The following is a 21,180-nucleotide window of genomic DNA, read 5'->3' as shown; positions in this document are numbered from 1 at the left end:
CACTTCACAGCCAGGAGATTGACATGGGAAGTACGACCATCGTTGACATGATCAAGTTTGTTTTCGACCTGATCGGTCAGAGCGCAACGTTCTTCAGCTGATCCGTCAGCTTTCTAGTCTTCGCCGAGTCGACAGTCCCGACTCGGATCGCACAATCAATCATCAGAGTTCTATTTGACGTGGAGGAATCATGGGAAGTCTCAGCGGCGGTTTGGATGCAATCTCGCAGTTCGTTTCGCTCATCATCGCGGTGATGCCGGGCATCATCACGGGTTCCATCGGAGCCTGATAGTGATCGACTGAACTACGAATAGCGTTGTGGCCACGGACTTTCGGTCCGTGGCCACACGTCTGTTCGTGGGTGCTACTGGTCGGTGTCGAACAGGGTCGGCTCCGAGTTGGTGTCGAACAGCCCGAGTTGCGGTGACTGTGTCGGACGTTTTGTGTTGTCAACCTGCACTCCCGAATCGTCAGTCGCAGAATGGGTTGCATCCACTTCCACGTCTCTGGAACCAGCGAGTACCCCACCGAGACTGTTCGCAAACTCGTCGTTCGCACCGTCGAGAATGAAGAGAAGTATCTCCAGTGCGTTGTAAAGGTGCTGTGGGACGAAGGGGTCTGCAGACAGGTCGCAGGTGGCGTTGAGATGATCACCGACCACGACGGCGCGGAAGTAGGGCCATCGTCCGTTGAGGTCGGCCGCCACCTCGGCGGCCCGGGTCCGGTTGGTGATGTCTCGTACCAGCGGGACGTGGATGTGGAGGTCAGGACGCTGCTCGTCCGACCAGATGAACGCGGTGGTGAATCCGACGGTCATCCACATGTCACCGTCGTCGTCGCGGCCGTAGTGCGCGTCGAAGGTGGCCGTGATGGTCTGTTCGACGAGATCACGGAGATGTTCGACGCCGCGCGGTTCGACCGGCGTCTTCAGATCCATTTCGGACGATGTGTCCGGCTCGGCCGCCGGCGCGGGCATGAGGTCTTCGAACCCGGAGGTGTCGAGGAACGACGGGTGCGGGACGCCCCAGACCTCCCGAAAAGCAGTGACCGCCATGGTCGCCAGCTTGTCTGCCCAGGAGTAGGGAAGATCCACCCAGAATGCCGGTGACCCGTGCCCGGTGTCTTCGTCCGGTCTGCGCGTGGGCCTGTGCCATCCAAGCTCGACAAGGCGGGACTCGTCGTGGTCGGTGAGTGCCAGGGCTTCGGGCAGGTAGTGGTTGGACGGCACTTCGCAGCGCACGAGATCCTCGCTCCCGGCGTAGAACTGGACGCACTGAGGCATGTGTTTGTCGTCGATATCGAACGTGGAATCGATGGTGAGCACCTGGTCGAGCTGCATGGCCGCGACGGTATCGGCCAAACGGGAGGTGAACTCGTTCCAGGATTGCTGGACGCTGTAGTCGTATTCGAACGTGTCTACGCCGGACATCTGTACTCCCAATGGAGATGGTTGCCGGAAACCCCCGAAACCGGCCGCTACTGTTGTCGAACTGAATGTAGCGGCCGGTACCGACAGATTCGGGTTACTTGTCGACGTGGATTTCCGGCTTGCCTGCGGGAACCGTAATGGTGGCCCGCGTGCTCATCGGACGTCCGGGGACGCTGACCTTGTCGGTGATGCGCATCTCGGACTTCCACTCGCCGGGAGTGATGACGTTGCGCACGTAACCACGCTGCTTGTTGCCGAACTTGATGCTCGGGTTGGCGGCCTCGAAGGCCCGTTGTGAATCGTCGACGTCCACGCCGTCCTTAGCGGAGGAGATGGACGTGCCGGCGATCTCGACGCCCACCACAGGGGTCTGCTTCTGGTAGTCCTCGCGAAGCTCGGAGACGACCGTGCGGTGGATGTCGCCGACGATCGAGACGAGGTTGTCGACGCCGCGTTCCTTTGCGCCGCCGAGGATTCGGTGTCGCGACGCCTCGTAGCCGCTCCAGGTGTCCATGCCTACGAGCCGTTCGCCGGTGGTCTCGTTGGGGAGGTCGGTGATCACGGTCTGGTGGGCCAGCACGTTCCACGTCGTGGACGAGGCCTCGAATCCGTCGAGGATCCACTTCTCCTGCTCGTCGCCGGTGATGGTGCGCTTGGGGTCGGCCGTCTGTGCGTCCTGCACGTGCGACTTGTCTCCGTACAGCTGATCGCTGCGGTACTGCCGGGTGTCGAGGACGGAGAAGGTGGCCAGGTTGCCGTACTCGACGCGGCGGTACAGCGGCAGGTCCGGCCCGGTGGGGGTGACGCGGGTGGGGTTGTGCTCCCACCAGGCGCGGAAGGCCTGGGCGCGGCGCTGCAGGAACTTCACCGGATCGTCGTTGTCCTGAGAAATTTGGCCGGCCCAGTTGTTGTCGACCTCGTGGTCGTCCATGGTGACGACCCAGGGGGCCACGAGGTGTGCGGCCTGCAGAGACTTGTCGGACTTGTAGAGCGCGTAGCGCATTCGGTACTGGGGGAGGGTCTCGATCTCCACCAGCATGTCCGAGTTCAGGGGCGACATGTCACGGATGCCGTTGTCGGCGATCTTGCCCTCGTAGATGTAGTCGCCGAGGTGGAAGACCACGTCGAGGTCGTTGGTGGCGAGGTCGTCGTAGGCCGTGTAGTGGCCGTCCCACCACGCCTGGCACGATGCCCACGCGAAAGACAGTGACGGGATTGCGATTCCGGATGCTGGGGTGGTCTTGGTCCGTCCGACTTCGCTTGTGTGGCCCATTGCGTGGAAGCGGTAGAAGTACTCGTGCCAAGGCTCGAGGCCCTTGACGTCCACGTGCACCGAGTGTGCAGCGTCCGCCGTTGCGGTGAACGTCCCGTTCTTTACGACCTTGGTGAACTTCTCGTCCTCCGCGACCTCCCACTTCACCTCGGCAGAAGTCGCGGGCATTCCGCCGTCTGCTGCGTAGAGATCGGGGGTCAAGCGGGTCCAGAGGATCACCGAATCGGATAGCGGATCACCCGATGCGATTCCGAGTGTGAACGGGTACTCGCCGCCGCCACTCAGCGAGCCGGTGCCGGGCTGGGCGATCGCGGCAGCTGATCCCAGAACCGAAGGCGTGGCCGCCATCGCTCCCACCATTGCTGTCCACGTGAGGAATTGGCGACGCGAAGTGCCGGCGCGCAGGGTGATATCAGGAGTGACGGTGATCCGTTGACGAGTCATGGCGGACAGTGGAACGGCTGTACCTGAAATGGTCGCCACGGGAGTGTGGAATCGGGGTGAACCGTTAGTTTCCGTACGTCACGATTGTCCGTTGTGGCCGGTGCTATCGTGTTGGCGCCTCTCGGGGAGGGCTCGAGGCGAGGTGGAGGGGGAGACAGTTCATGCTCGATCAAGACCCGCGGCGTGCAGCGGAGCAGCTCGACGACTGGGCGACCGGCCTGGAAGAGAAGGCACGCAAATATCAAGATCTGCACGCTCAGATGCAGTCGACCAACGTGACACACACATCCCGCGAGGGTCATGTCACCGTGACTGTCGACGGCAACGGTGTGCCGACGGACATTCGACTCGAAGAGAGCTCGCGTGGTGTCGAGCCGGGCAAGCTCTCGGCCGAGGTGATGACGTGCCTGCGTGAGACGCAAGTAGTGCTGCGTGAACGGGTGTCTGCACTCGTGCAAGACACCGTCGGAGACGACGAACCGGGCAAGAACATCGCGGCGCAATATGCGCAGCGGTTCCCGGATATCGACGGTGGGTCTGCCGACGAGGAAGTCAGCGACGACGAGTACTTCGAGAACGGCTCATTTCTCTCTTCGGACGAGGAGCGCGGGCGATGAGCAGTGACGAACTAGCGGTAAAGGTCGACGAAATCCGTTCGCATGCACAGAAGGTGGATGGGTTCGGCAACCGTGTCGGACAAGCTGCGGATGCAGCGGCTCACGTGACGTCACTGGACGATGCCTACGGAATCTTTTGTCAGCCGTTCGGGATGATGCTGCAGGAACCGCAACAGCGTGGGGTTGAGGCAATTCAATCCAGCCTCACCGCCTTGCAGTCGATGAGTGACAAACTTCGACAGAGCGGCGACGCCTACGAAAGCGTCGAGGAGAAGTTCGGTAAGGCGTTGCAGGACATCCTCGAGCAGGTCGGCGCGATGATCGCAGCGCAGACGGGTGGTGGACGCTGATGAGTCTCGATCCGAGCACGTCCAACCCACTGGTGGATTCTGGGACAGATGTCCGCAACAACTACTACCAAGAAGACATCGTCACCCACAGCAACCTTGGTCTCCCCGGCGAGGACGGCACTGGCTACTTCACCGGCATCACCGCTTTCGAGGCAGGGTGGCAGCTGGGCAATGGGATTGAGGAGGGCAATTTCGGTTCTGCCGCCTCGGGGGCACTGGGAGTCGGCATGGACGTTGCCTCAGCGATCGGTGATCCAATTGGATACGTTGCAGGGCAGACCCTCTCGTGGATGTTGGAGCACATCGAGCCCGCACGGGAGGCGTTGGATCGTGTTGCAGGTAACCCTGCGATGGTGAAGTCGTATGCGACGAGCTGGAGAAACGTCGAAACAGAGTTGATGTCGGTGCGCGACGATTTGTCATCTGCAGCAGTATCGGGCACAGCCGATTGGAAGGGAGCGGCTTCGGACGCATACCGAAGCCATGCGTCGGCAATCGCTGACTTGACCGGCGGCGCTGCGGGGGCTGCGCACGGCCTCGCGGTAGTGACGGAAGGTATGTCGGAGATCGTCGGCGGTGTGCGTACTGCGGTGCGTGATCTGCTTACCGGTATCGCGGGGGCGCTGATCAGCTGGACGATCGAACTCACTTGCACAGTTGGAATCGCAGCACCGGTCGTCGTCGCTCAGGCTACGTCGCGCATCGCGCAGGTTGTCCGAACAGTCGGTAAGTTGCTGAAGCAGCTGGCCAAGGAGCTGATGGACGGTACCAACTATCTCGCGTCTTTACGTGACTTGTTCGATGGGTTCGACAAGTCACTGTCCGCGCTACAAGAAGGCTGAGGTCGGCGACTGATGGAGTTCTTTCCCGCCACGCCGCCAGGCATGGACGAGTCGATGCCGTTGCCAGAGCTCGAGTGGGCGTGGAAGCGGGTGCGCAAGCTGCTCGGCATCGCATACCTGTGGTGCCCCGCGCTTGTAGTTGTGCTGTCGGTGGTCGCTGTTGTGCCGACTTGGCCGGGTGGGTTCGAGTGGTGGTCGGTGATGCCAGCCCTAGGTGCTGCAGCGATTGCTATAGCGGCGCAGAGGTGGTTGACGGCTCATAGTCGTCAACCTGGTGGGTGGATCTCCGGGGCGGTCCTGTCCCTGATGCTGGAGTGCGCGGTTGGGGCAATAGGCAGCGTGGCCGTTGTGGGATCGTCGTCCATCGACGGACCTGCGTGGGTCACATCGGCGGCCTTCTTCGCCCCGTGGCCAATGGTGATCGTGGCCGGCGCGACAGCGTTTTCGGCTGTTCGAACGATCCTTCCGGCGAAGACACCCTTGTGGGGCGAAACGGATTTCGACGTCGGCTTCCAAGTGCGCTACCTCGGTAAACCAGCTACTCGGGGCAGCGGACCATATTCAGGACCGAAGGTGCAGATACTCGGTCTGTCGGTATCAGACGTGTCCGTAACTCTGTGGGTCGGTAGTCCCGGATACATGGGAGCGATTACCGCGCCTGACGAGGGTGTCTATCTGACTGTCGAGCTGCGCGAGATACAGCAATGCCAGCCGGTGATGTTGGGCCAGGAGGTTCTGGCGCGGCCGTGGCTGGTACTTCGTTCGGGCACACCGATCTGGGCGCAGCCGGGGGAGGCGGTTCGTTTTCAGACGCGGAACGGGGAAGTTCTGATTCCCGTCGTGAACGCGGGACTGGTCGCGGACCTGATCGGCAGACGTGTTCGCCGTGCGTCTCAACGTGCTCCGACCGAGCACGTGCTGTAGGTAATCAAAGCGACAGAAGGGTCGGCCACATTGCTGTGGCCGACCCTTTGCTACTTCTGCCCTGCGTCTCCGTGGCAGCTTGCGCTGGCGAACGGGCCGCTGGACGTCAGTTCGGTGATGACGTTCCCGTCGACGAGGATGCGGCACGTGATGTCTCCGCCGTTCTCGTCGTTCGTTGCAGTCAGACTGACGGTCTTACCGAGTCCATCGATGGTGACGTCTTTGGCCCAGGGGAGTGCGGCGTCGGATTCCTGTGCGGTGTTGAAATCCCTGCCGGAGTAGATGATCGAGCTTCCTGAGCCCGTCCCCTCGACCTGGTAGGTGACGGTGACCTCGCGCTTCGACTCTTTGTCGACCTCGTTCACCGCGCCGCCGACCAACGCCATGCATCCGCCCATAAGGAGGATGAAAACAAGAATGATGCCGCCCACGATCCACGGCCACTTCTTTTTCTTCTTTGGAGGCTGCTGGTAGTAGCCCTGCGGGGGCTGCCCCTGAGGGTAGGACCCTTGGGGGTAGTTTCCCTGCGGGTAGCCGCCGGACGGGGGTTCCTGCGGCGGGTAGGGCGGCTGGTTCGACATATTGGATCCTTTGTCAGCGAAGAGATTCGATGTCATTGAAACAGGAGTTATCGCTGAGCAATGTCTGATTCGTCGCAATCGGTTGACGTTGTACTGTTCGGATGACAAAGAGCGGCAAAGATGTAGGGGTTTGGTGCTCGACGAGGGGTTACTCGAGCCGGAGGGTGTCGACGGGTACTAGTCCTCGGATGGCAAACGGTGAGTCTGCTGCACCGTCTCGATCCCGTCGCCTCGTCTACTCCGAGCAGTCGATGCACTTGGTTGCTGTTGGTAGCGCGTCGAGACGTTCCTCCGCGATGGGTTTACCGCATTTGGCGCAGATGCCGTACGTGCCCGCGTCAATGCGTGCCTCGGCTGAATCAAGGTCCTCGAGTTCCTGTCGGGCATCCGTCAACAGGGACTGAACCTGCGAGCGTTCGAACGCAATGGTCGAACCTTCGGGGTCGTGTTCGTCGTCATCTGTCGTGAATTCCGAGCCCGCGACGATGGCGTCGAACCGCTCGGCAAGTGAGGTGATTCGTCGCCCGGCGTGATCTCGCGCCTCTGCGATGCGGCGGCGATGTGCGTCAGACGAGTTGCTGTCAGTCATAGTCAATTCAGACTGCCACGGGGTTCCGACGATGAATGGCCGTTCGGTGTAACCAGCGCGGTACTGCGAGCGATGCTGTGAGCATGGCGATCCGCATTCCCGAAAACCCCCGCACGCAGCACCCCAGCGAGAGGACTGTGTGGGATGCGTTGGTTCGTCAACTCGGTGAGAACGACTTGGTAGTGGCGAATCTGCGAGTCACCGATCACAAGAAGGATCACGAAGTCGACTTCTTCGTGGCACTCGAGGGTTACGGCATCGTGTGCCTCGAAGTGAAGGGTGGGGTGATCTCGCACCGCGACGGCAGTTGGTATCAGGCGCAGCGCACCGGCGACAACGTGATCGAGCCTGTGCGGCAGGCGCGCGAGGCGTGCTACGCGATCCGCAAGTTCGTGGAGGACGACCCTCGATGGGACTTGGGTCGATTGCGTTGGGACCACGTGGTGGTGTTTCCGAACTCCGAGATCTCCGACGAGTTTGCAATCCCGGAGTGCCCGCGGTGGAAGGTGATCGACCGCGGCGATATGGATGACCTGGTGCCGCGCTTGAAGCACGTGTTGGCCGGCCAGGAGCTGGATCGTCCCGCTTTGAGCCTCGATGGGATCGACCAGCTGATCGAGGTGCTGAGCGGCCGTGGACTTCCGCAGCGGGATGTAGTGGCGAGGGCGGTCGCGAACGAGGATGCCGCGGATGCGTTGACGGCCCAGCAGGCTGTGATTCTGGATGCGGTGCGGTTGTTGAATCGTGTCGAGGTGCGCGGCGGCGCCGGTAGTGGCAAGACGTTCTTGGCCGTCGAACAGGCTCGGCGGCTGGCGAAGTCGGGGAAACGGGTTGCCCTTATTTGCTATTCGCATGGGTTGGCGTCGTATCTGGAACGTCTCACCGGCGCGTGGAACTACAAGGAGCGCCCGGCGTATGTGGGGGAGTTTCATGCGTTGGGTCAGCAGTGGGGTGCGCCGGTAGGACCCGACGAAAGTGTGCGCACGGCTGAGACGGTGGACTTCTGGGAGCACGACCTACCGCACCTTATGGCGGAGTTGGCGGCCGAACTGCCGATGAACGAGCGATTCGACGCGGTGCTCGTGGACGAGGCGCAGGACTTCGCCGACGGGTGGTGGGAGCCATTGCTGGCCTCGCTGCGGGACGAGGAGACGAGCGGGATCTTCGTGTTCAGCGACGAAGGCCAGCGTGTGTTCGATCGACAGGGCGTCCCGCCGGTGCAGTTGGTCCCGCTGGTGCTCGACCACAACCTGCGCAATACCCGACAGATCGCCGACTCGTTCACGCCGTTGGTGGGGCAGCGGATGCGGTTGTTGGGTGGGGACGGGCCTGACGTTCGCTTTGTGGCGTGCCCATCGGACGAGGCGCTGTCTGCTGCGGACGACCAGGTCGAAGAGTTGATGGGGGAAGGCTGGCGTCCAGAAGACCTCGCCTTACTGGCCACGGGCGGCCGGCATCCGGAGCAGGTGGAGCGTCAAGCGGAGGGGAGTGACGCGTACTGGGACAGCTTCTGGGATACGGAGCAGGTGTTCTACGGGCACGTCCTCGGGTTCAAAGGCCTCGAGCGGCGAGCCGTGGTGCTGGCCGTCAACGAACGTGAGCCGCAGGAGCGTTCGAGAGAGAGGCTGTACGTGGGACTTTCGCGTGCGCGGGACCAACTCGTCGTATGCGGCGATCCCGAGTTCATCCGGCATGTCGGGGGAGCGGAACTGGTGAAGAGGTTGGAGATTTGAATGGCTACCCGCGCTAAGCCACCAACGAGCATTCCCCATCGGGTTGAGTCCCAACTCGAGACCGGACGTGGAGGCTGCCACGAGACGACTCGGTATGTAGAGAAGGGCAGTGTGGCGCCGGTTGCGGCGCTACTTCCGTCAACGTTGCACGCCGCTATCTGCGGCCCGATAAGATCACACCCCACTGCCCTGGTAGTAGTTCCAACGATAGGAACTGCGGCGCAGCCGGTCTTTGCTGACGGTGAGAGTTGGATTGCAGCTCTGCTGATGAGCGACAGTCGCGAGCCAGGACGAATTGTTCCCTGCCAGTCTTCAGTCAAGGCCAAAAACCCGGGTGTCAGATCTTCACCGTATGGAGTAGATGCCAGCGCGTCTGTCGCAGGGATGGGCTTCTCCTCGAACAGGTCACCGAAGTTCCCAGATCAACCGTGCTGCGACTTCGACCATGCCTGTGCTTGAATATCGAACGCGACGCCCATCACACTTTGGGCATGCTAGTCACCGCTGAGCGCGGAGAATTGGGGGGATCGTGACAAAGCTCGATCGACAGTATGAAGTCTTCCTTAATCTGTTGGAGACCAGCACACCCGAGGACGCGGTCAAGCAGCTTGAGCTCATCGGCAGTGACGACAGCCTCATTCAGCAAATTATTGAACGTCACGAAGGTGAAACGATCAAGATCCGAGAAAGGGACGAACCGAAGTCCGTCGTCATCGCTAACCGGGTAAGTTGGTATACGGGGCCTCGACCGAAGGACTACAACTGGCCCGCGCTGGAATCGAAGCTGCGGGGCAGCTGGGGCGCACCATCAGTCGAGGCTCTCGATGGTGCGTCAACTCGGGTCGTGTCGCTACTGAGTCATCCTCGTGAGAAGGCCTTTTCCACTCGAGGGCTAGTAGTCGGCCACGTCCAATCCGGAAAGACCACAAATTTTACAGCGGTTATGGCCAAGGCTGCAGACCGCGGCTACAAACTCTTCATTGTCTTCGCTGGCATCCATAATGGGCTTCGTCGTCAGACGCAGCTCCGACTGATCCAGGATCTCATCGACGCCAACCCGTCGCGGTGGATGCAGCTTACGGAGCCGGACAAGGATTTCACGCCGCCAGCCAACGCTGCCGCGTACTTCGCGAAGAGCAACAGACAGCACGTGCTGTGTGTGGTAAAGAAGAACACTCCGGTTCTGAAGAAGTTTCGTGCCTGGCTGGATTCCGCATCGGAATACCTGGTGCACTGCCCGGCGCTGATAATCGACGATGAGGCCGATCAGGCAACCGTGGCAACGAAGTCGATCAATCCGCTGATACGGGATATTCTTGATCGACTACCGAAGTCCGCCTACGTCGGATACACGGCGACTCCGTTCGCTAACCTCCTGATTGACCCGGCCGCCAAGGATCTGTACCCCGAACATTTTGTGGTGAGCCTCCCTAAGCCGGCCGGGCACTTCGGAACGGAGGTGCTATTCGGCAGAGATTCGCTCGACACTGACGATCCCGATGATATTTTCGACGGATACGACATGATAAGGGAGATCGATGACGACGAGGTCCCACTCGTCCGGCCCCGGTCGCGTGCCGATAAGGACGACTTCGTGCCAGAAATCTCGGGTGCTCTCACGGATGCGATCCGCTACTTCTGGTTGAGCACGGCGGCACGTCGCGCGCGGGGATCTGGCAACAAGCACTCGACGATGTTAATCCACACCAGCGTGAATACAGTGGTACATAATAGTTTTCGCGACCCACTCAGCGATTTGCGCGCCGAGGTTGTCGACCGCATTTCGTGTAATGATTCCGTGCTTCTTACCGAGTTTCGGGCGCTATGGGAGCGGGAGGCAGCACGGGTTCCCGCGGAACAATTCGGCCACACGCCGCTCGCGTTCGACGAAATTCTCCCCTTGCTGCCGGGTGTTCTCGAAGACTGCCGCATCATCATGGACAACGGCAGCAGCAAGGAGCGACTCGACTACGAAGGCGACCCGGTCGTAGCGATCGCAGTCGGCGGAAACACGCTTTCACGGGGGCTTACGCTCGAAGGCTTGTCGGTTAGCTATTTTGTCCGTGCGGTATCTGCTTACGACACCCTGCTGCAGATGGGTCGGTGGTTTGGATACCGCAACGGGTACGAGGACCTTCCCCGTATCTGGATGACCGCCGAACTGCGAGACTGGTTCCGGCACATTGCAACGGTCGAAGCAGAGATGCGGCGCGATATTGATCTGTATCTCGTGGAGGACAAGACGCCTACGTCCTTCGCGGTCCGACTACGCACTCACCCGGCCTTGCGTGTCACCGCAGCAGCGAAGATGCGCGATGCGGTGACCGCATCGGCGTCTTACGGTGGCCTCCGAATCCAGACTCGCTATTTCGATCGCGATAGAGAGTGGCTTGAGGTGAATCAAGTCGCAGCCCGTAACCTTGTAGCGCAGGCGATAACGACCGGGACGAGATGTGAACGTCAGTCCCACGCGGGCCGCTTCCTGTGGCGAGATGTGCCATACGACAGCGTCTTGAGCTTCCTCCGGTCGTACCAGTTCCACGACACCTCGCAGGAATGCGACGGACAGCTCATCCATGACTATATCGAGCGTCGGGTCCGAGATGCGTCGGCTTTACGAACCTGGAATGTTGCTGTAGTCGGGAACCCGAAGGCTTCCGCCGATGCTCGGACCTTCGTGTTTGCGCCTGGCATCAGCGTCATTCCGGTCGTCCGTGCACGCCTCAAGAAGGCATCGAACGATCGCGTAGCCGATATCAAAACCCTGATGAGCCGCAAGGACGCCGCAGTCGATCTGGATGTTTCTGGAATCGAGGGAGAACTATCCGAAGATCGGATCCGGGCCCTTCGTCAGGAGCAGTGCCCCAAGTCCGGTCTGCTTGTTCTGTATCCGATCGACAATTATTCTGCGCCGGGTAGCAAGAGATCCGCTGAGACACGAGTACCGCTCGACGCTGATACCGACGTCATTGGTGTTGGAATCGTGTTTCCCACGCCGACGAGCAACGATAGCTCAGTCAACTGGGAGTACCAGTACGTCAGCGCCGATCTGTCCAACGTCGAAATGGAGGATGAGGACCTGACGGCGTTGGAGGACGACGAGCAGTGAACCCCAACCCATTACATGCTGTCATCAATCAGTTCTGGGCGGAGCTCGAGCAGACCGAGCCCGGTCCTACCCGGTTGCGCACCTCAGAGCTGCCAGTCGTTGCGGCGACTGGGAAGATACTTGCTGCGACCGATCGTGACGGAAACCGGCACCTCCTGGTCCCGATCTCTGCTGACCAACGAGTAAGGCGACAGCAGGAGTCCTCAACCCTCCAGCTCACCGAGCGCCCGCTCGACGATGGTGAAACATATCAACGTTACGCGAACCTCACGTGTACGCGACGGGATCTGTCGGACCAGTTCACCGCGGTATGTGCGGACGTACTCGTTGCGATTGAAGGGATGCCGATTCGTCCGCTGAAGGCTACTTACCTTGCAGTCGACCGGTGGCGGGCACTGTTCGGGACGGGTGGCGGAGTGTTCACTGTCGAACAAGCTGCTGGCTTGTTTGGCGAACTGAAAGTCCTGCAACGGCTACTCGACCACGCACCGTCGGCAGCGAATTGGTGGGCGGGGCCATCTGGGTACCGTCACGACTTCGCGTTTGGGACGGCAGCGATCGAGGTCAAAGCGACAACGACGAGTGAGTCGCGCAGCATTCGTGTGCACGGTCTTGACCAACTTGATGCGCCTGCAGGCGGCGAACTCTCACTCGCGTGGTTGCGGCTGGAGTCGAGCTCGGTGGGGACGAGCATTATTACGCTAGTTAATGAGGTTCGTCGCCTATGCGAGGACGAGTCAGTGCTCGACAGCAAGCTCGCACAATTTGGGTACCCTGTTGATAAGACGGAGCATCTCCAAAATTTCCGATTCTCAGTTTCGGATGAGGAGTGGTTCTGCGTCGACCGGGACTTCCCCCGTTTAACCGCTTCCCAGCTAGTGGATTGCGGGATTGACATCAACGTATCCGAGGTCGGGTACACAATTGAACTACCGCCTCCGGCGCGTGCAATGAATGAAGCCCAGGTAGAGATACAACTTAACCATCTTGCCGAGGAGTTCCCCCAATGAGAATTGGCTGGTATTCACAGCCCTTCCCGCCTGAAGGGGCCAGCACTGCGGAGGGCATCCGGAATCAGCTTGGAAGGCCAGCGTTGGCACCGCTTACTGTACTGGTGCGCGAGTCGGCACAGAACAGTTGGGATGCCCGGACTGGCGGGGGCCCGGTTAGCTATCGCGTCGATCTTCGGCGGCTGGCGGCTGGGCAAGCCCCACACTGGCGTGAATTACTCCTCAAGTCAGCGCCTTCCACGGAGTATCTTCCCCTCCGAGAGTCGTTGATGAGGGCCCCCACACGAATTTTGACGGTCTCGGATCGTGGCACGAGCGGACTCGGGGGCCCTACCCGAGCCGATAACGCCGTCGGCGAAGACTACGACTTCGTGTCCTTTGTTCGGAACATCGGCGAACCTCGGGACAAGAAATTCGGAGGCGGCACATACGGATTCGGCAAGGCGGTCTTTTACTTACTAAGCCGCGCCGGAACTGTCATTATTCATACGCGATGCCGAACGGCGGAAGGGTATGAAACGCGACTGATCGGGTCCACTCTGTGGCATAGCTACTCTGTGCGTGGCGAAGGAAGCAGATATACCGGTCGGCATTGGTGGGGAGACCTCTCGACTGGAGTTGTAGAGCCGCTAATCGGCGCTGAGGCAGAGGGGGTTGCCCGGCGGCTTGGGCTGCAGGGCTTCGATGAGGCCGAGACCGGAACTACGGTGGCGATTCTCGACCCTGATCTAGACGGGCGCGAGCCCACCGACGCGGCCCGGCACATTGCCGATTCCATCGCCTGGCATCTCTGGCCGAAGATGTTGGCGCCAAGCAAAGATTCGCCGCCCCCGATGAAGTTCTCAGTCTCGTGCGACGGCGTGGAGGTTCCCGTTCCGGATCCCTCCACGACGAGCCCGTTGGACCTCTTTGTCGAGGCTTACCAGCTCCTTGAAAGCCCTGATGCGCATGAACTCCGTGTATTGAGCCCGAAGATCTTCCTGGGAAAGCTGGCACTCAAGAGAGACGTAATGATGCCTTTCGACCCTAGTCCGGTTGCTCAGGAATGTGGATTCGACGAAACGGCACACCATGTGTGCCTATTGCGATCGCCCGAACTTGTCGTTAAATACTACCGAGGCCCGAAGATGGCGACCCAGTACGCTTCGTATGCCGGTGTCTTCCGAGCGGATGATGCGGTCGATGATGTGTATGCAATGTCCGAGCCTCCGACCCATGACGATTGGCGGTGGGAGCCTCTTGAGGGTCGAGAAAAGACCGCTGTCCGGGTGACCTTCACCCGGATCAACGAAAGACTGCAGCCGCTTACTGAGATCGCGGGGAGTTCTGGTAAGGCCGATGTTGACGCACCTCTTGGTGCGGCGAGTCGCATGTTCTCATCGCTGGTAACGGGGGCCGCTGGGTTCGGCGGTGCCACTGCTGAGTCCGCTGGTGGTGCGGGCAATAAGGGTCCATCAAATCAGAAAGGTACGAAGTCCGGAGACAACGGATCTGGCGGTAGGGGGGAGAGTCATACTGGAAAGCACCGGGCACATCGGTCCCGAGTGGAGTATGTAGGGGAGCCGCGTTTCAGTACGCATGCTGGTCATCCAGTCGTAGTGCAATCGTTCCGCGTGACCGAGGCTGGCTCTCACAGATTGACAGTAGAGGCCTCGGTGGAAATTCCAGGTGCTAGTGGAAAGGAACCAGACCCGCCCGCTCACGCAGCGCAACCGGTCCCGTTAGGTTGGCAGAGCCCCCAGGGCGAGTTCACAAAGGGCGCTTCTCTATCCCTGGACGGCGGCGATAGTATCTGGGCAGTGGTGGTGCAGCCTGCACCCGACACGGTCACATCAGTGAATGTGTTTGTTGAGCGGAGCGAGGCGGCGACATGAGTCGACGTGCACTTCCATATCGAACCCCGTCCGGCGATGCGGTCACGTCTGACGGCTGGCGGCTCCTAACGCAGGATGGCGGAGTTGTCTTACCTGAATCGATTGATGACTGGGACTACAACACAGACCTCCAGCTTCACCGGGACCTCACTATCGACTTGAAGAGGGTTAGATCTGAGACCGGCCTCCCGCTGGATGCCGCCTTCAACTTGTCGGTTGTTTGGTCCTCCTCCAGTTCAGGTCTTCGGCAATGCGCAGAGCCGATAACTATCCGCGAAGCAGATACTGAGAGCGTGTCACTCGATGCCAAGCTGCGAGGTGCAGACCTCGGAGGCACAGTCGTTGTTCGAACAGTGCTTGTCCTCGCGGAGGCCCGCGAGTTCGGGGACCAATTCTCCCCGCGTATCGCAGGTTCGGTGCTTTGGTCCGACGAGCGTCACGTCCGCCTCCAGGGCGACGCTGCACAATTTCCTATGGCTATCGTCGATTTTTCAGCGACCTCTTTCCCTGTGTCTGCGGCGTGGCACTTACAGGTCGGTTCGAACCTTCACGCTGCGGCCATGGGCACGCTTCTTTTGCTCATCAATGATGCGAACGAGCCAGTCGCAACTGCATTCAAGAACGCGACGAAACCTAGAGCTGTTGACCGGGCAATTATTTCGGCTGCATTTGCTGACGTTGCACGGGTTCTAATCGAACATGCGCTGTGCAACAACGAATTCGACGAAAATGAATTTTATCCAGACGAGAGTCTCGGATCGATGTTTCAAAGCCTGCTGCAAATGCGTTTTCCTGACGTTCCAATCGGAGACCTCCGGGCACGTCGCGCATACAGCCCAAGTCTATTCACCACGGCGCTTCAGGGCGCCGTCGATGCATTCGCGGGTGTCAAATGAGTCAACTGTTCCCTCGGCTCCTCTCCGATGTGGCGAAGGCAACCCACGACGAGTATCGGACGCTGTCGCTCTCTAACTTGACTCGGCGTTCACAGACCCAGCATGACGGAGCCGTCTATGTGGCGACTGGCGGCGGCCGCGTGCGTCAAGCAGACCTTTCTCTGCTTCGTTGCGCAGTCGTGGATGCTGCTGAGCGTTCGGGCTTCCCAGAGTCGCAGCCGCGAGGGTCGCACACAGAGTTCGACGTCGAGGTTGCGACGCTGTTGCACCGGGATTCGGGGATGTTGCCGGCGGAGGCGGCCGCTGGTGACGTCTGGGCCTTTCTCGCGCTGGTCCTCTTGCCGGACGTTGCTTACTGGCGTTATCCGAATCCACCAGGTGATCGCGTCCTCGCGACGGATATGACCCGGCATGTTTTCGGGCGCCTTTGGTGGCGCGCCCACCTGATCTGTCAACCTGAAGAGCAGGATCCGTACCGCGCCATCCGGCTACTCGGTGAGGCTGACTTCGATCAGATTTACGCCCGGCGAACAGCTTTGGGTGGTAGCCCGTACCTAGTAAGGGCGATAGTTTTAGCGTGGGCCGGGCGACCCGACCCTGACAACGGTCGAGAATTGCTTCGCGACTTCCTTAAGCGGCTGCTTCGACTAGCATCCTTTGTCGTCTTCGAGTCGCTGGAGGAGCATGAGCTCGCTTGTTTGCTTGGGAAGACGCTTGCGGAATCGAGTGAAGCCCTGGTGAATCGGGTCCCATGAACGGAAGCGCGCTATAGGTGAGTGGGCAGGTGGCGATCTGCAGATGATAGACGCAGCAGTCGCATACATTGCTGATGCATCAGTCAGGCAAGGGGTTACCTAGCTTGCGGAATCGCTTGAGCCTACGAGTGCTATATCGGTCTACGCCTTGCGCCAACTGGCATCGATGGCGGCGTCGAGTCGCTGACTATCGAGGGTTAGTCCGTTAGCGGCGGCCAGCACGTGGGCGGCGAGTCGAGGAGGAATGGCGTTTCCGATCTGCTGAGCAATGTCCTTTCCGGACCATGGGTAGTCGAAGGGGAATGTCTGTAGGCGGCCTGCTTCACGCAGAGACAGCCGGCTATATTCCTTCTCGTTCAATATCAGACGATTGCGGGTCACCTTTCCCGTAATCGTCGCTGAGGGTTCATCGGATCTGCGAATCCCGCGCTTTTTCGGGTCGCCTCCGCTTCCGTAATTGGATATCACTGTGAAGGCGTCAGTCCGCTTGAGTGACTCGCCCATGTTTGCCCACGGTGCGAGGCCTTTCGTCTCTTCATCACACTCGGATCGAGCGACTCCCTTTCTGTAGGTTCGATGTGTCGGCCTCGGAAGTTCTGCCTCAGTACCCAACCGAGCGATCAGGATTGCTCGCCGACGGGTCTGGGGGACGCCGAATTGTTCGGCACGAAGAATTCCATGAGCGACCGAGTACCCGTACTGTTTCAGAGCTTCTCCAACGGCTTCCCAAACCGGCAAAACCGCTGGAACCTGTTCCAGTACAATCGATTCGTAGGGGCTTCCATCTTTCACAGCCTCTAATGCCCATCGCAACGGCTCAAGTACTAGGCCAGTACGCTCGTCGTCCAACTGGCTCAGTCCCGACCTGACATCTTCCCCGCCAGCCATACGGTTGACGAACGTGAGAACCTGATCCAACGCCCGACGTCCAGCGCCCGCGCCAGCGAGCGTATAAGTTTGACACGGTGGTCCACCAGCAAGGATAGTCGCACTTTTGAAGCGGTACGGGCCGAAATCGCGGACATCTCCTCGCTCGGTGAGGAGTCCGGCGGCGTCCCTTGTAGCACAGGCATTCGGATCGATCTCGACGCCATGCGCCTTCAGTCCCAGCCATGAGGCGGCGACGTCCAACCCTCCCGGACCTGCAAATAGGTCCACGATCTGGATGCTCGTGGTCGATGATTGGGGCAGTCCGGCGGGCATGCTTACAGATGTTAGCCGGCGAGGCCGACAGTTAGTCAATTCGAAGGGAGGCTGACGCGATCTTGAATTGCCGCACGCCGGAGGGAGAGTTCAGTCGACGAACCCGAAGAACTGCACAGACTTCCCCCTATGCTACAACCTGCGGGAACGTCGTTACCTTCTGGGGTGCACCCGCGAAAGTCTGACGAGGCCCGGCGACGGCTTGTCATGGCGGCCATAGGTTTGCGTCCTGACTCGACGATGCCGGGTAAGACGATGCCGGGTAAAGAGGCCCTTGGTCTCTCACTCCACACACACGAGGGCCGGGCCAAGTCGGATGCGGCTGGCCGTGCAGCAGTTTCGTGCCAATCTGATGAGTTGCGTTTTATCGCTGACGTGATGCAGTGGGAAACCGACGCCAGAGTCGGTCGGTGATGCCACAGAGCCAAGACGTGAACGTCGTATACCCGGAGTGGTCGTCCGGGCAGGTGGTGGGCCAACACTGCTCGATTGCCTCTGCCGTGACTAGGTAAGGGGAGCTCGTCAAGTAAAGTTGGCAGATGATTTACGGTGCCATCCCGGCGGCACAAGAACAACGAGATCTCGATATCCGCCCCACCAGACACTCTCCGGTGTGTAGGCGAATGGCATTTGACCTCAGCGCGCTGGTGCAGTCGGCATCGCGCTGCCAGAGTGGTAAGGAATCGGTTGTCGACATCCGTCAGCGTGCCCCACTCATGTTCTCGTGGAGCTACATTCAGCAACGTCGACTTCGTCGACTAACGGGGCCCATTGCTGGCTATATCGCTGTCCGAATCGCGCCCGCCATGCGGGTATGAAGGATCTACGGCATACCGAGACGTGGTTCCAGGTGACATGCGGAGCGGGCCCGTCGCGCCCCGGGCCTCCACATTTCCGGCGGGTTGATGCTGAACACCGACCCACGCCAACATTATGTCGAGTTATCGCGTTCTCCACTGATACCTCGGAGACATCGGAGTAGACAGTGCCGGAGGTGCGATCACGGCAACCAAGCGCATCCGACCCCGTGTGACGCATCGTCGATGCGTGCCCCGCTCGGAGGATGTGGCCAGGCCACATCCTCCGTGAAAGCAGTCGATGGCGAACGCGGCGTAGAAATGTTGCTGGTCACTTCCAGAACGGAGTTTTACAGATCGCTTAGGTTGCAGCTGTGTGGTGCGAATTCAGAGCTCGGCCGAGACCTCGCCGGGCCCCTTTGAACTGGCGCCCAACCGGATTGCCTCACTAGCAAACGTGGGGTGGGGGTTTCGTACGATCAGCTCGGTTCCGTCCTCAGAGGTGATCGCGTGGAAGAGTTCCTTGTAAGTGGACATACTTCGAACGGTAGGGATCGCCAGCAGAATGCCGAGTATGAGGAGAAGAGACCGGGGACCTTCCGGGATCCATTCCATCAACGGCGAGATAGGGCCCGTGATGACGATGACGGTGAGAGCGGCGAGGAGTGCACTTACGAGTCGTCGACCGAGGAGATACCAACCGCACGACCGGCAGGTCTGCCAGTGGGTTTCGGTCCAGATCATGAGCGACCATCTAGCTTGAATACGTTTGAAGTTTGCCATTGGCTGCAACTGATAAAGGATCTTGCGTGCGACCGAAAGGTCATCCCACGGGATATGTGGACGTGATGGAATGTGGGCAGTTCGCGACGTGGCTCCGGCCCGTCCGTGACGAACGCAGACCGACGGTAGAGGGGCGTCGAGGTCTCGCATGTGAGCGTGCCGCCGTTTGCGCCCGTCGGTGACGTCGACATGACGTAGCGGGAAGGCAACGGAGGGTTCGGTCATGGCGTCGATAGTGCGATATAGGTGGTCACCTCGGCAAATCCCGAGGATTGCGACGTCATGAAGGGCGACGGACCAGTAATGGTAGTTTCGTCCGGATCGTGGATGGAGGGGGCGAAATGACTTTGGAAGCAAGTCCAGAAGAGCTGGCGACATTCGCACGTCGGACTGAGAGCCTGTCCGGACAGTGCGTCGGGGCGGCCGATCACGTGGAGAAGTACCTGTCGGTCGGTGCGTCGGAGGTGGGGGCAATTTTTCTACCGGTGATGCAGCAGGTCGAAGACATGCGGGACACTCTGATCGCCAATATCGATTCGATTCGGCGTCTGACCGAGGGCTCTGCGCAGAACCTGGACGATGCTGCGCAGAACTACCGTAATCAGGAAGCAGTGAACGTCGACCAGCTCGGTGCAGTAGGGGGCGGGCTCCCGTGACAGAGCCAAGTTCAGCACTGACGGCGCCTGTCGCCGAGGACCCGATCCCGAATCTCCTCGAGAACGCCTTGGACGGCTCGCTCACTTCTCCGACCTATCTCGTCGGAGAGGCGATGGTGTTTTGCGGGATGGTCGGAACGAACGACCCGTGGGCCTGGATCACCGAACAGTTCGCCGGGGATTGGCAATCAGTCCAAATCGCGGGCAAGTCGCTCGAAGGCTTGGCGAAGTTCAACACAACGATGGCCGAGGAACTGGCTACGGCCACATCGACAGCAATGAAGTCCTGGAAAGGCGACGCCGCCGGCGAGGCCGAACGCTATTTCACCGACTTGAGTGATGTGATCGGGCGTCAGAGCCGCGCCATCCAAAGCATGGCAGGACAACTCCATCAAACGTCGATGGGTCTGTACGAGGCGTCAGAAGCGATCAAAGACCTGATAGGGACTCTGGTCGACTTGTTGATCTCCATTGTTGCTGAGCTGGCGGCCTCAGCCGTTGCCGCGGCAACCGGTTTGGGTGCTCCCGTCGCAGCTGGATTCCTAGCCACAGCCTTACTCACAGCAAAACGGGCATGGGACTTTGTCGGCATGATCCAAACATGGATCGGACGTGCATGGACCGGAGCGCAAAGTGCTGTAGGCCTGATTGCCGGCAACCTCGCGTCGGTCAAGGACGTTCCGTTGCCTAAGCTTCCGACGGCCGCGTATCAGGCGGGAGGAGTCTGACGTGGAACCGGACAAAGACCCTCTGATGGAGGTGCTCCGGGAGGATCCTGCGCTCGCGGCTCAGCTTAGGAAGTCTGTTCAGTTGCTCGCGGACAATGCCCCTGACCCCGCAATGGGTCAGATGCTGCGCGAGGTACTCAGTGGCGATAAGAGCCTGCGCGATGTCGTGACGACGACCGATTTTCCTGAGATGTTCCGTCCCTTTACGGAGGCTGCGGTCGCTGATGCCGCGCAGATGACCGAGGAAGAGAAAGACGAACTGGCGGAGCAGGGGCGCCGCAATATCGATGCGGAGTACGAGGCGGCTCGATCCGCCGAATCGGAACCAGAGACGGATCAGGTTGACGATGACGAGTACTTCCGGAATCGTGGATCGATTCTCAAACCGGGCTGGTAGGCCGAGCCGTCGACTGTCGCGCTGATGAAATTCTTCAGACTGCTCGAGCAGTACGGACTGTTCCGTCCTCTGGCCAAGCTCGCGCTGTGCATCCTGGCGATTCCTTGCATCGGCTATGGCGCCATATGGTTAGGAAGTCTTTCCCCCTATTACGATTCCGAGTCGTCAGCAGGGTTCGTTATGCCTACGA

General features: G+C 60.1%; 18 protein-coding genes. 12 read left to right on the top strand and 6 right to left on the bottom strand.

All coding sequences use genetic code 11. The features are described from left to right. Positions 1-364: 364 nt before the first annotated feature. Entirely contained in the window at positions 365-1,429 is a 1,065-nt protein-coding gene (locus tag ACZI8R_RS14690) for a TY-Chap domain-containing protein (RefSeq protein WP_463380373.1), read from the bottom strand. Between the two features lie 94 nt (positions 1,430-1,523). Continuing rightward, a complete protein-coding gene (locus tag ACZI8R_RS14685) occupies positions 1,524-3,146 on the bottom strand; it encodes an alkaline phosphatase D family protein (protein WP_463380372.1) in 1,623 nt (540 codons plus the stop codon). Between the two features lie 161 nt (positions 3,147-3,307). Here ACZI8R_RS14685 and ACZI8R_RS14680 point away from each other — a divergent pair, with 161 nt between their 5' ends. Genes ACZI8R_RS14680 through ACZI8R_RS14665 form a run of 4 tightly spaced genes read left to right on the top strand, consistent with a single transcriptional unit; the run spans position 3,308 to position 5,879 of the window. Further along, positions 3,308-3,763: a YbaB/EbfC family nucleoid-associated protein gene (locus ACZI8R_RS14680; protein WP_463380371.1), complete on the top strand. Its 456-nt coding sequence runs from the start codon at positions 3,308-3,310 to the stop codon at positions 3,761-3,763. Beyond that, a complete protein-coding gene (locus ACZI8R_RS14675) occupies positions 3,760-4,113 on the top strand; it encodes a type VII secretion target (protein WP_463380370.1) in 354 nt (117 codons plus the stop codon). Before ACZI8R_RS14680 ends, ACZI8R_RS14675 begins: the two co-directional genes overlap by 4 nt. After that, entirely contained in the window at positions 4,113-4,955 is an 843-nt protein-coding gene (locus ACZI8R_RS14670) for a hypothetical protein (protein WP_463380369.1), read from the top strand. Before ACZI8R_RS14675 ends, ACZI8R_RS14670 begins: the two co-directional genes overlap by 1 nt. A 12-nt stretch (positions 4,956-4,967) precedes the next feature. After that, positions 4,968-5,879, top strand: coding sequence for a hypothetical protein (locus ACZI8R_RS14665; RefSeq protein WP_463380368.1), 912 nt, complete (start codon positions 4,968-4,970; stop codon positions 5,877-5,879). Positions 5,880-5,929: 50 nt separating this feature from the next. Here ACZI8R_RS14665 and ACZI8R_RS14660 read toward each other — a convergent pair whose 3' ends face one another. Both ACZI8R_RS14660 and ACZI8R_RS14655 read right to left on the bottom strand, forming a co-directional pair. Continuing rightward, positions 5,930-6,460, bottom strand: a complete 531-nt coding sequence (locus tag ACZI8R_RS14660; protein ID WP_463380367.1) for an MmpS family transport accessory protein — start codon at positions 6,458-6,460, stop codon at positions 5,930-5,932. Between the two features lie 235 nt (positions 6,461-6,695). Further along, positions 6,696-7,049 (bottom strand): TraR/DksA family transcriptional regulator, encoded by a 354-nt coding sequence (locus tag ACZI8R_RS14655; RefSeq protein ID WP_463380366.1) that lies wholly within the window; start codon positions 7,047-7,049, stop codon positions 6,696-6,698. Positions 7,050-7,132: 83 nt separating this feature from the next. Here ACZI8R_RS14655 and ACZI8R_RS14650 point away from each other — a divergent pair, with 83 nt between their 5' ends. The 5 genes from ACZI8R_RS14650 to ACZI8R_RS14630 all read left to right on the top strand — a co-directional run bounded on the left by ACZI8R_RS14650 (position 7,133) and on the right by ACZI8R_RS14630 (position 16,426). Then, positions 7,133-8,782, top strand: coding sequence for an NERD domain-containing protein (locus ACZI8R_RS14650; protein ID WP_463380365.1), 1,650 nt, complete (start codon positions 7,133-7,135; stop codon positions 8,780-8,782). A 529-nt stretch (positions 8,783-9,311) separates the two neighbouring features. Continuing rightward, on the top strand, positions 9,312-11,891 hold the full coding sequence (locus ACZI8R_RS14645; protein WP_463380364.1) for a Z1 domain-containing protein: 2,580 nt from the start codon (positions 9,312-9,314) through the stop codon (positions 11,889-11,891). Then, complete coding sequence (locus tag ACZI8R_RS14640; RefSeq protein WP_463380363.1) at positions 11,888-12,901, top strand: PD-(D/E)XK motif protein; 1,014 nt, start codon at positions 11,888-11,890, stop codon at positions 12,899-12,901. The genes ACZI8R_RS14645 and ACZI8R_RS14640 overlap by 4 nt, the downstream gene beginning before the upstream one ends. Positions 12,902-15,068: 2,167 nt before the next feature. Beyond that, on the top strand, positions 15,069-15,671 hold the full coding sequence (locus tag ACZI8R_RS14635; RefSeq protein WP_463380362.1) for a hypothetical protein: 603 nt from the start codon (positions 15,069-15,071) through the stop codon (positions 15,669-15,671). Beyond that, positions 15,668-16,426, top strand: a complete 759-nt coding sequence (locus ACZI8R_RS14630) for a DUF6339 family protein (protein ID WP_463380361.1) — start codon at positions 15,668-15,670, stop codon at positions 16,424-16,426. The genes ACZI8R_RS14635 and ACZI8R_RS14630 overlap by 4 nt, the downstream gene beginning before the upstream one ends. Before the next feature lie 141 nt (positions 16,427-16,567). Here the strand turns inward: ACZI8R_RS14630 and ACZI8R_RS14625 are convergent, their stop codons facing one another. Beyond that, positions 16,568-17,629: a DNA cytosine methyltransferase gene (locus ACZI8R_RS14625; protein WP_463380360.1), complete on the bottom strand. Its 1,062-nt coding sequence runs from the start codon at positions 17,627-17,629 to the stop codon at positions 16,568-16,570. Between the two features lie 1,184 nt (positions 17,630-18,813). After that, complete coding sequence (locus ACZI8R_RS14620; protein WP_463380359.1) at positions 18,814-19,434, bottom strand: hypothetical protein; 621 nt, start codon at positions 19,432-19,434, stop codon at positions 18,814-18,816. A 116-nt stretch (positions 19,435-19,550) separates the two neighbouring features. Here ACZI8R_RS14620 and ACZI8R_RS14615 point away from each other — a divergent pair, with 116 nt between their 5' ends. The 3 genes from ACZI8R_RS14615 to ACZI8R_RS14605 are packed head-to-tail and all read left to right on the top strand — an operon-like array spanning position 19,551 to position 20,990. Then, positions 19,551-19,865 carry a type VII secretion target gene (locus ACZI8R_RS14615; RefSeq protein WP_463380358.1) on the top strand — a complete coding sequence of 105 codons (315 nt, stop codon included), beginning with the start codon at positions 19,551-19,553 and terminating at the stop codon, positions 19,863-19,865. Further along, a complete protein-coding gene (locus ACZI8R_RS14610; RefSeq protein ID WP_463380357.1) occupies positions 19,862-20,593 on the top strand; it encodes a hypothetical protein in 732 nt (243 codons plus the stop codon). Before ACZI8R_RS14615 ends, ACZI8R_RS14610 begins: the two co-directional genes overlap by 4 nt. 1 nt (position 20,594) lies before the next feature. After that, on the top strand, positions 20,595-20,990 hold the full coding sequence (locus ACZI8R_RS14605) for a hypothetical protein (protein WP_463380356.1): 396 nt from the start codon (positions 20,595-20,597) through the stop codon (positions 20,988-20,990). Positions 20,991-21,180: the final 190 nt, after the last annotated feature.

It is taken from the genome of Rhodococcus huquni, assembly GCF_055231055.1.
Note: the sequence above shows the minus strand (reverse complement) of the source record. Positions and strands in the feature narration are given on the sequence as shown.

Coding starts and splice junctions, on each gene's coding strand:
- ACZI8R_RS14690 (WP_463380373.1), bottom strand. CDS start 1,429: ATGTCCGGCGTAGACACGTTCGAATACGACTACAGCGTCCAGCAATCC.
- ACZI8R_RS14685 (WP_463380372.1), bottom strand. CDS start 3,146: ATGACTCGTCAACGGATCACCGTCACTCCTGATATCACCCTGCGCGCC.
- ACZI8R_RS14680 (WP_463380371.1), top strand. CDS start 3,308: ATGCTCGATCAAGACCCGCGGCGTGCAGCGGAGCAGCTCGACGACTGG.
- ACZI8R_RS14675 (WP_463380370.1), top strand. CDS start 3,760: ATGAGCAGTGACGAACTAGCGGTAAAGGTCGACGAAATCCGTTCGCAT.
- ACZI8R_RS14670 (WP_463380369.1), top strand. CDS start 4,113: ATGAGTCTCGATCCGAGCACGTCCAACCCACTGGTGGATTCTGGGACA.
- ACZI8R_RS14665 (WP_463380368.1), top strand. CDS start 4,968: ATGGAGTTCTTTCCCGCCACGCCGCCAGGCATGGACGAGTCGATGCCG.
- ACZI8R_RS14660 (WP_463380367.1), bottom strand. CDS start 6,460: ATGTCGAACCAGCCGCCCTACCCGCCGCAGGAACCCCCGTCCGGCGGC.
- ACZI8R_RS14655 (WP_463380366.1), bottom strand. CDS start 7,049: ATGACTGACAGCAACTCGTCTGACGCACATCGCCGCCGCATCGCAGAG.
- ACZI8R_RS14650 (WP_463380365.1), top strand. CDS start 7,133: ATGGCGATCCGCATTCCCGAAAACCCCCGCACGCAGCACCCCAGCGAG.
- ACZI8R_RS14630 (WP_463380361.1), top strand. CDS start 15,668: ATGAGTCAACTGTTCCCTCGGCTCCTCTCCGATGTGGCGAAGGCAACC.
- ACZI8R_RS14625 (WP_463380360.1), bottom strand. CDS start 17,629: ATGCCCGCCGGACTGCCCCAATCATCGACCACGAGCATCCAGATCGTG.
- ACZI8R_RS14620 (WP_463380359.1), bottom strand. CDS start 19,434: ATGACCGAACCCTCCGTTGCCTTCCCGCTACGTCATGTCGACGTCACC.
- ACZI8R_RS14615 (WP_463380358.1), top strand. CDS start 19,551: ATGACTTTGGAAGCAAGTCCAGAAGAGCTGGCGACATTCGCACGTCGG.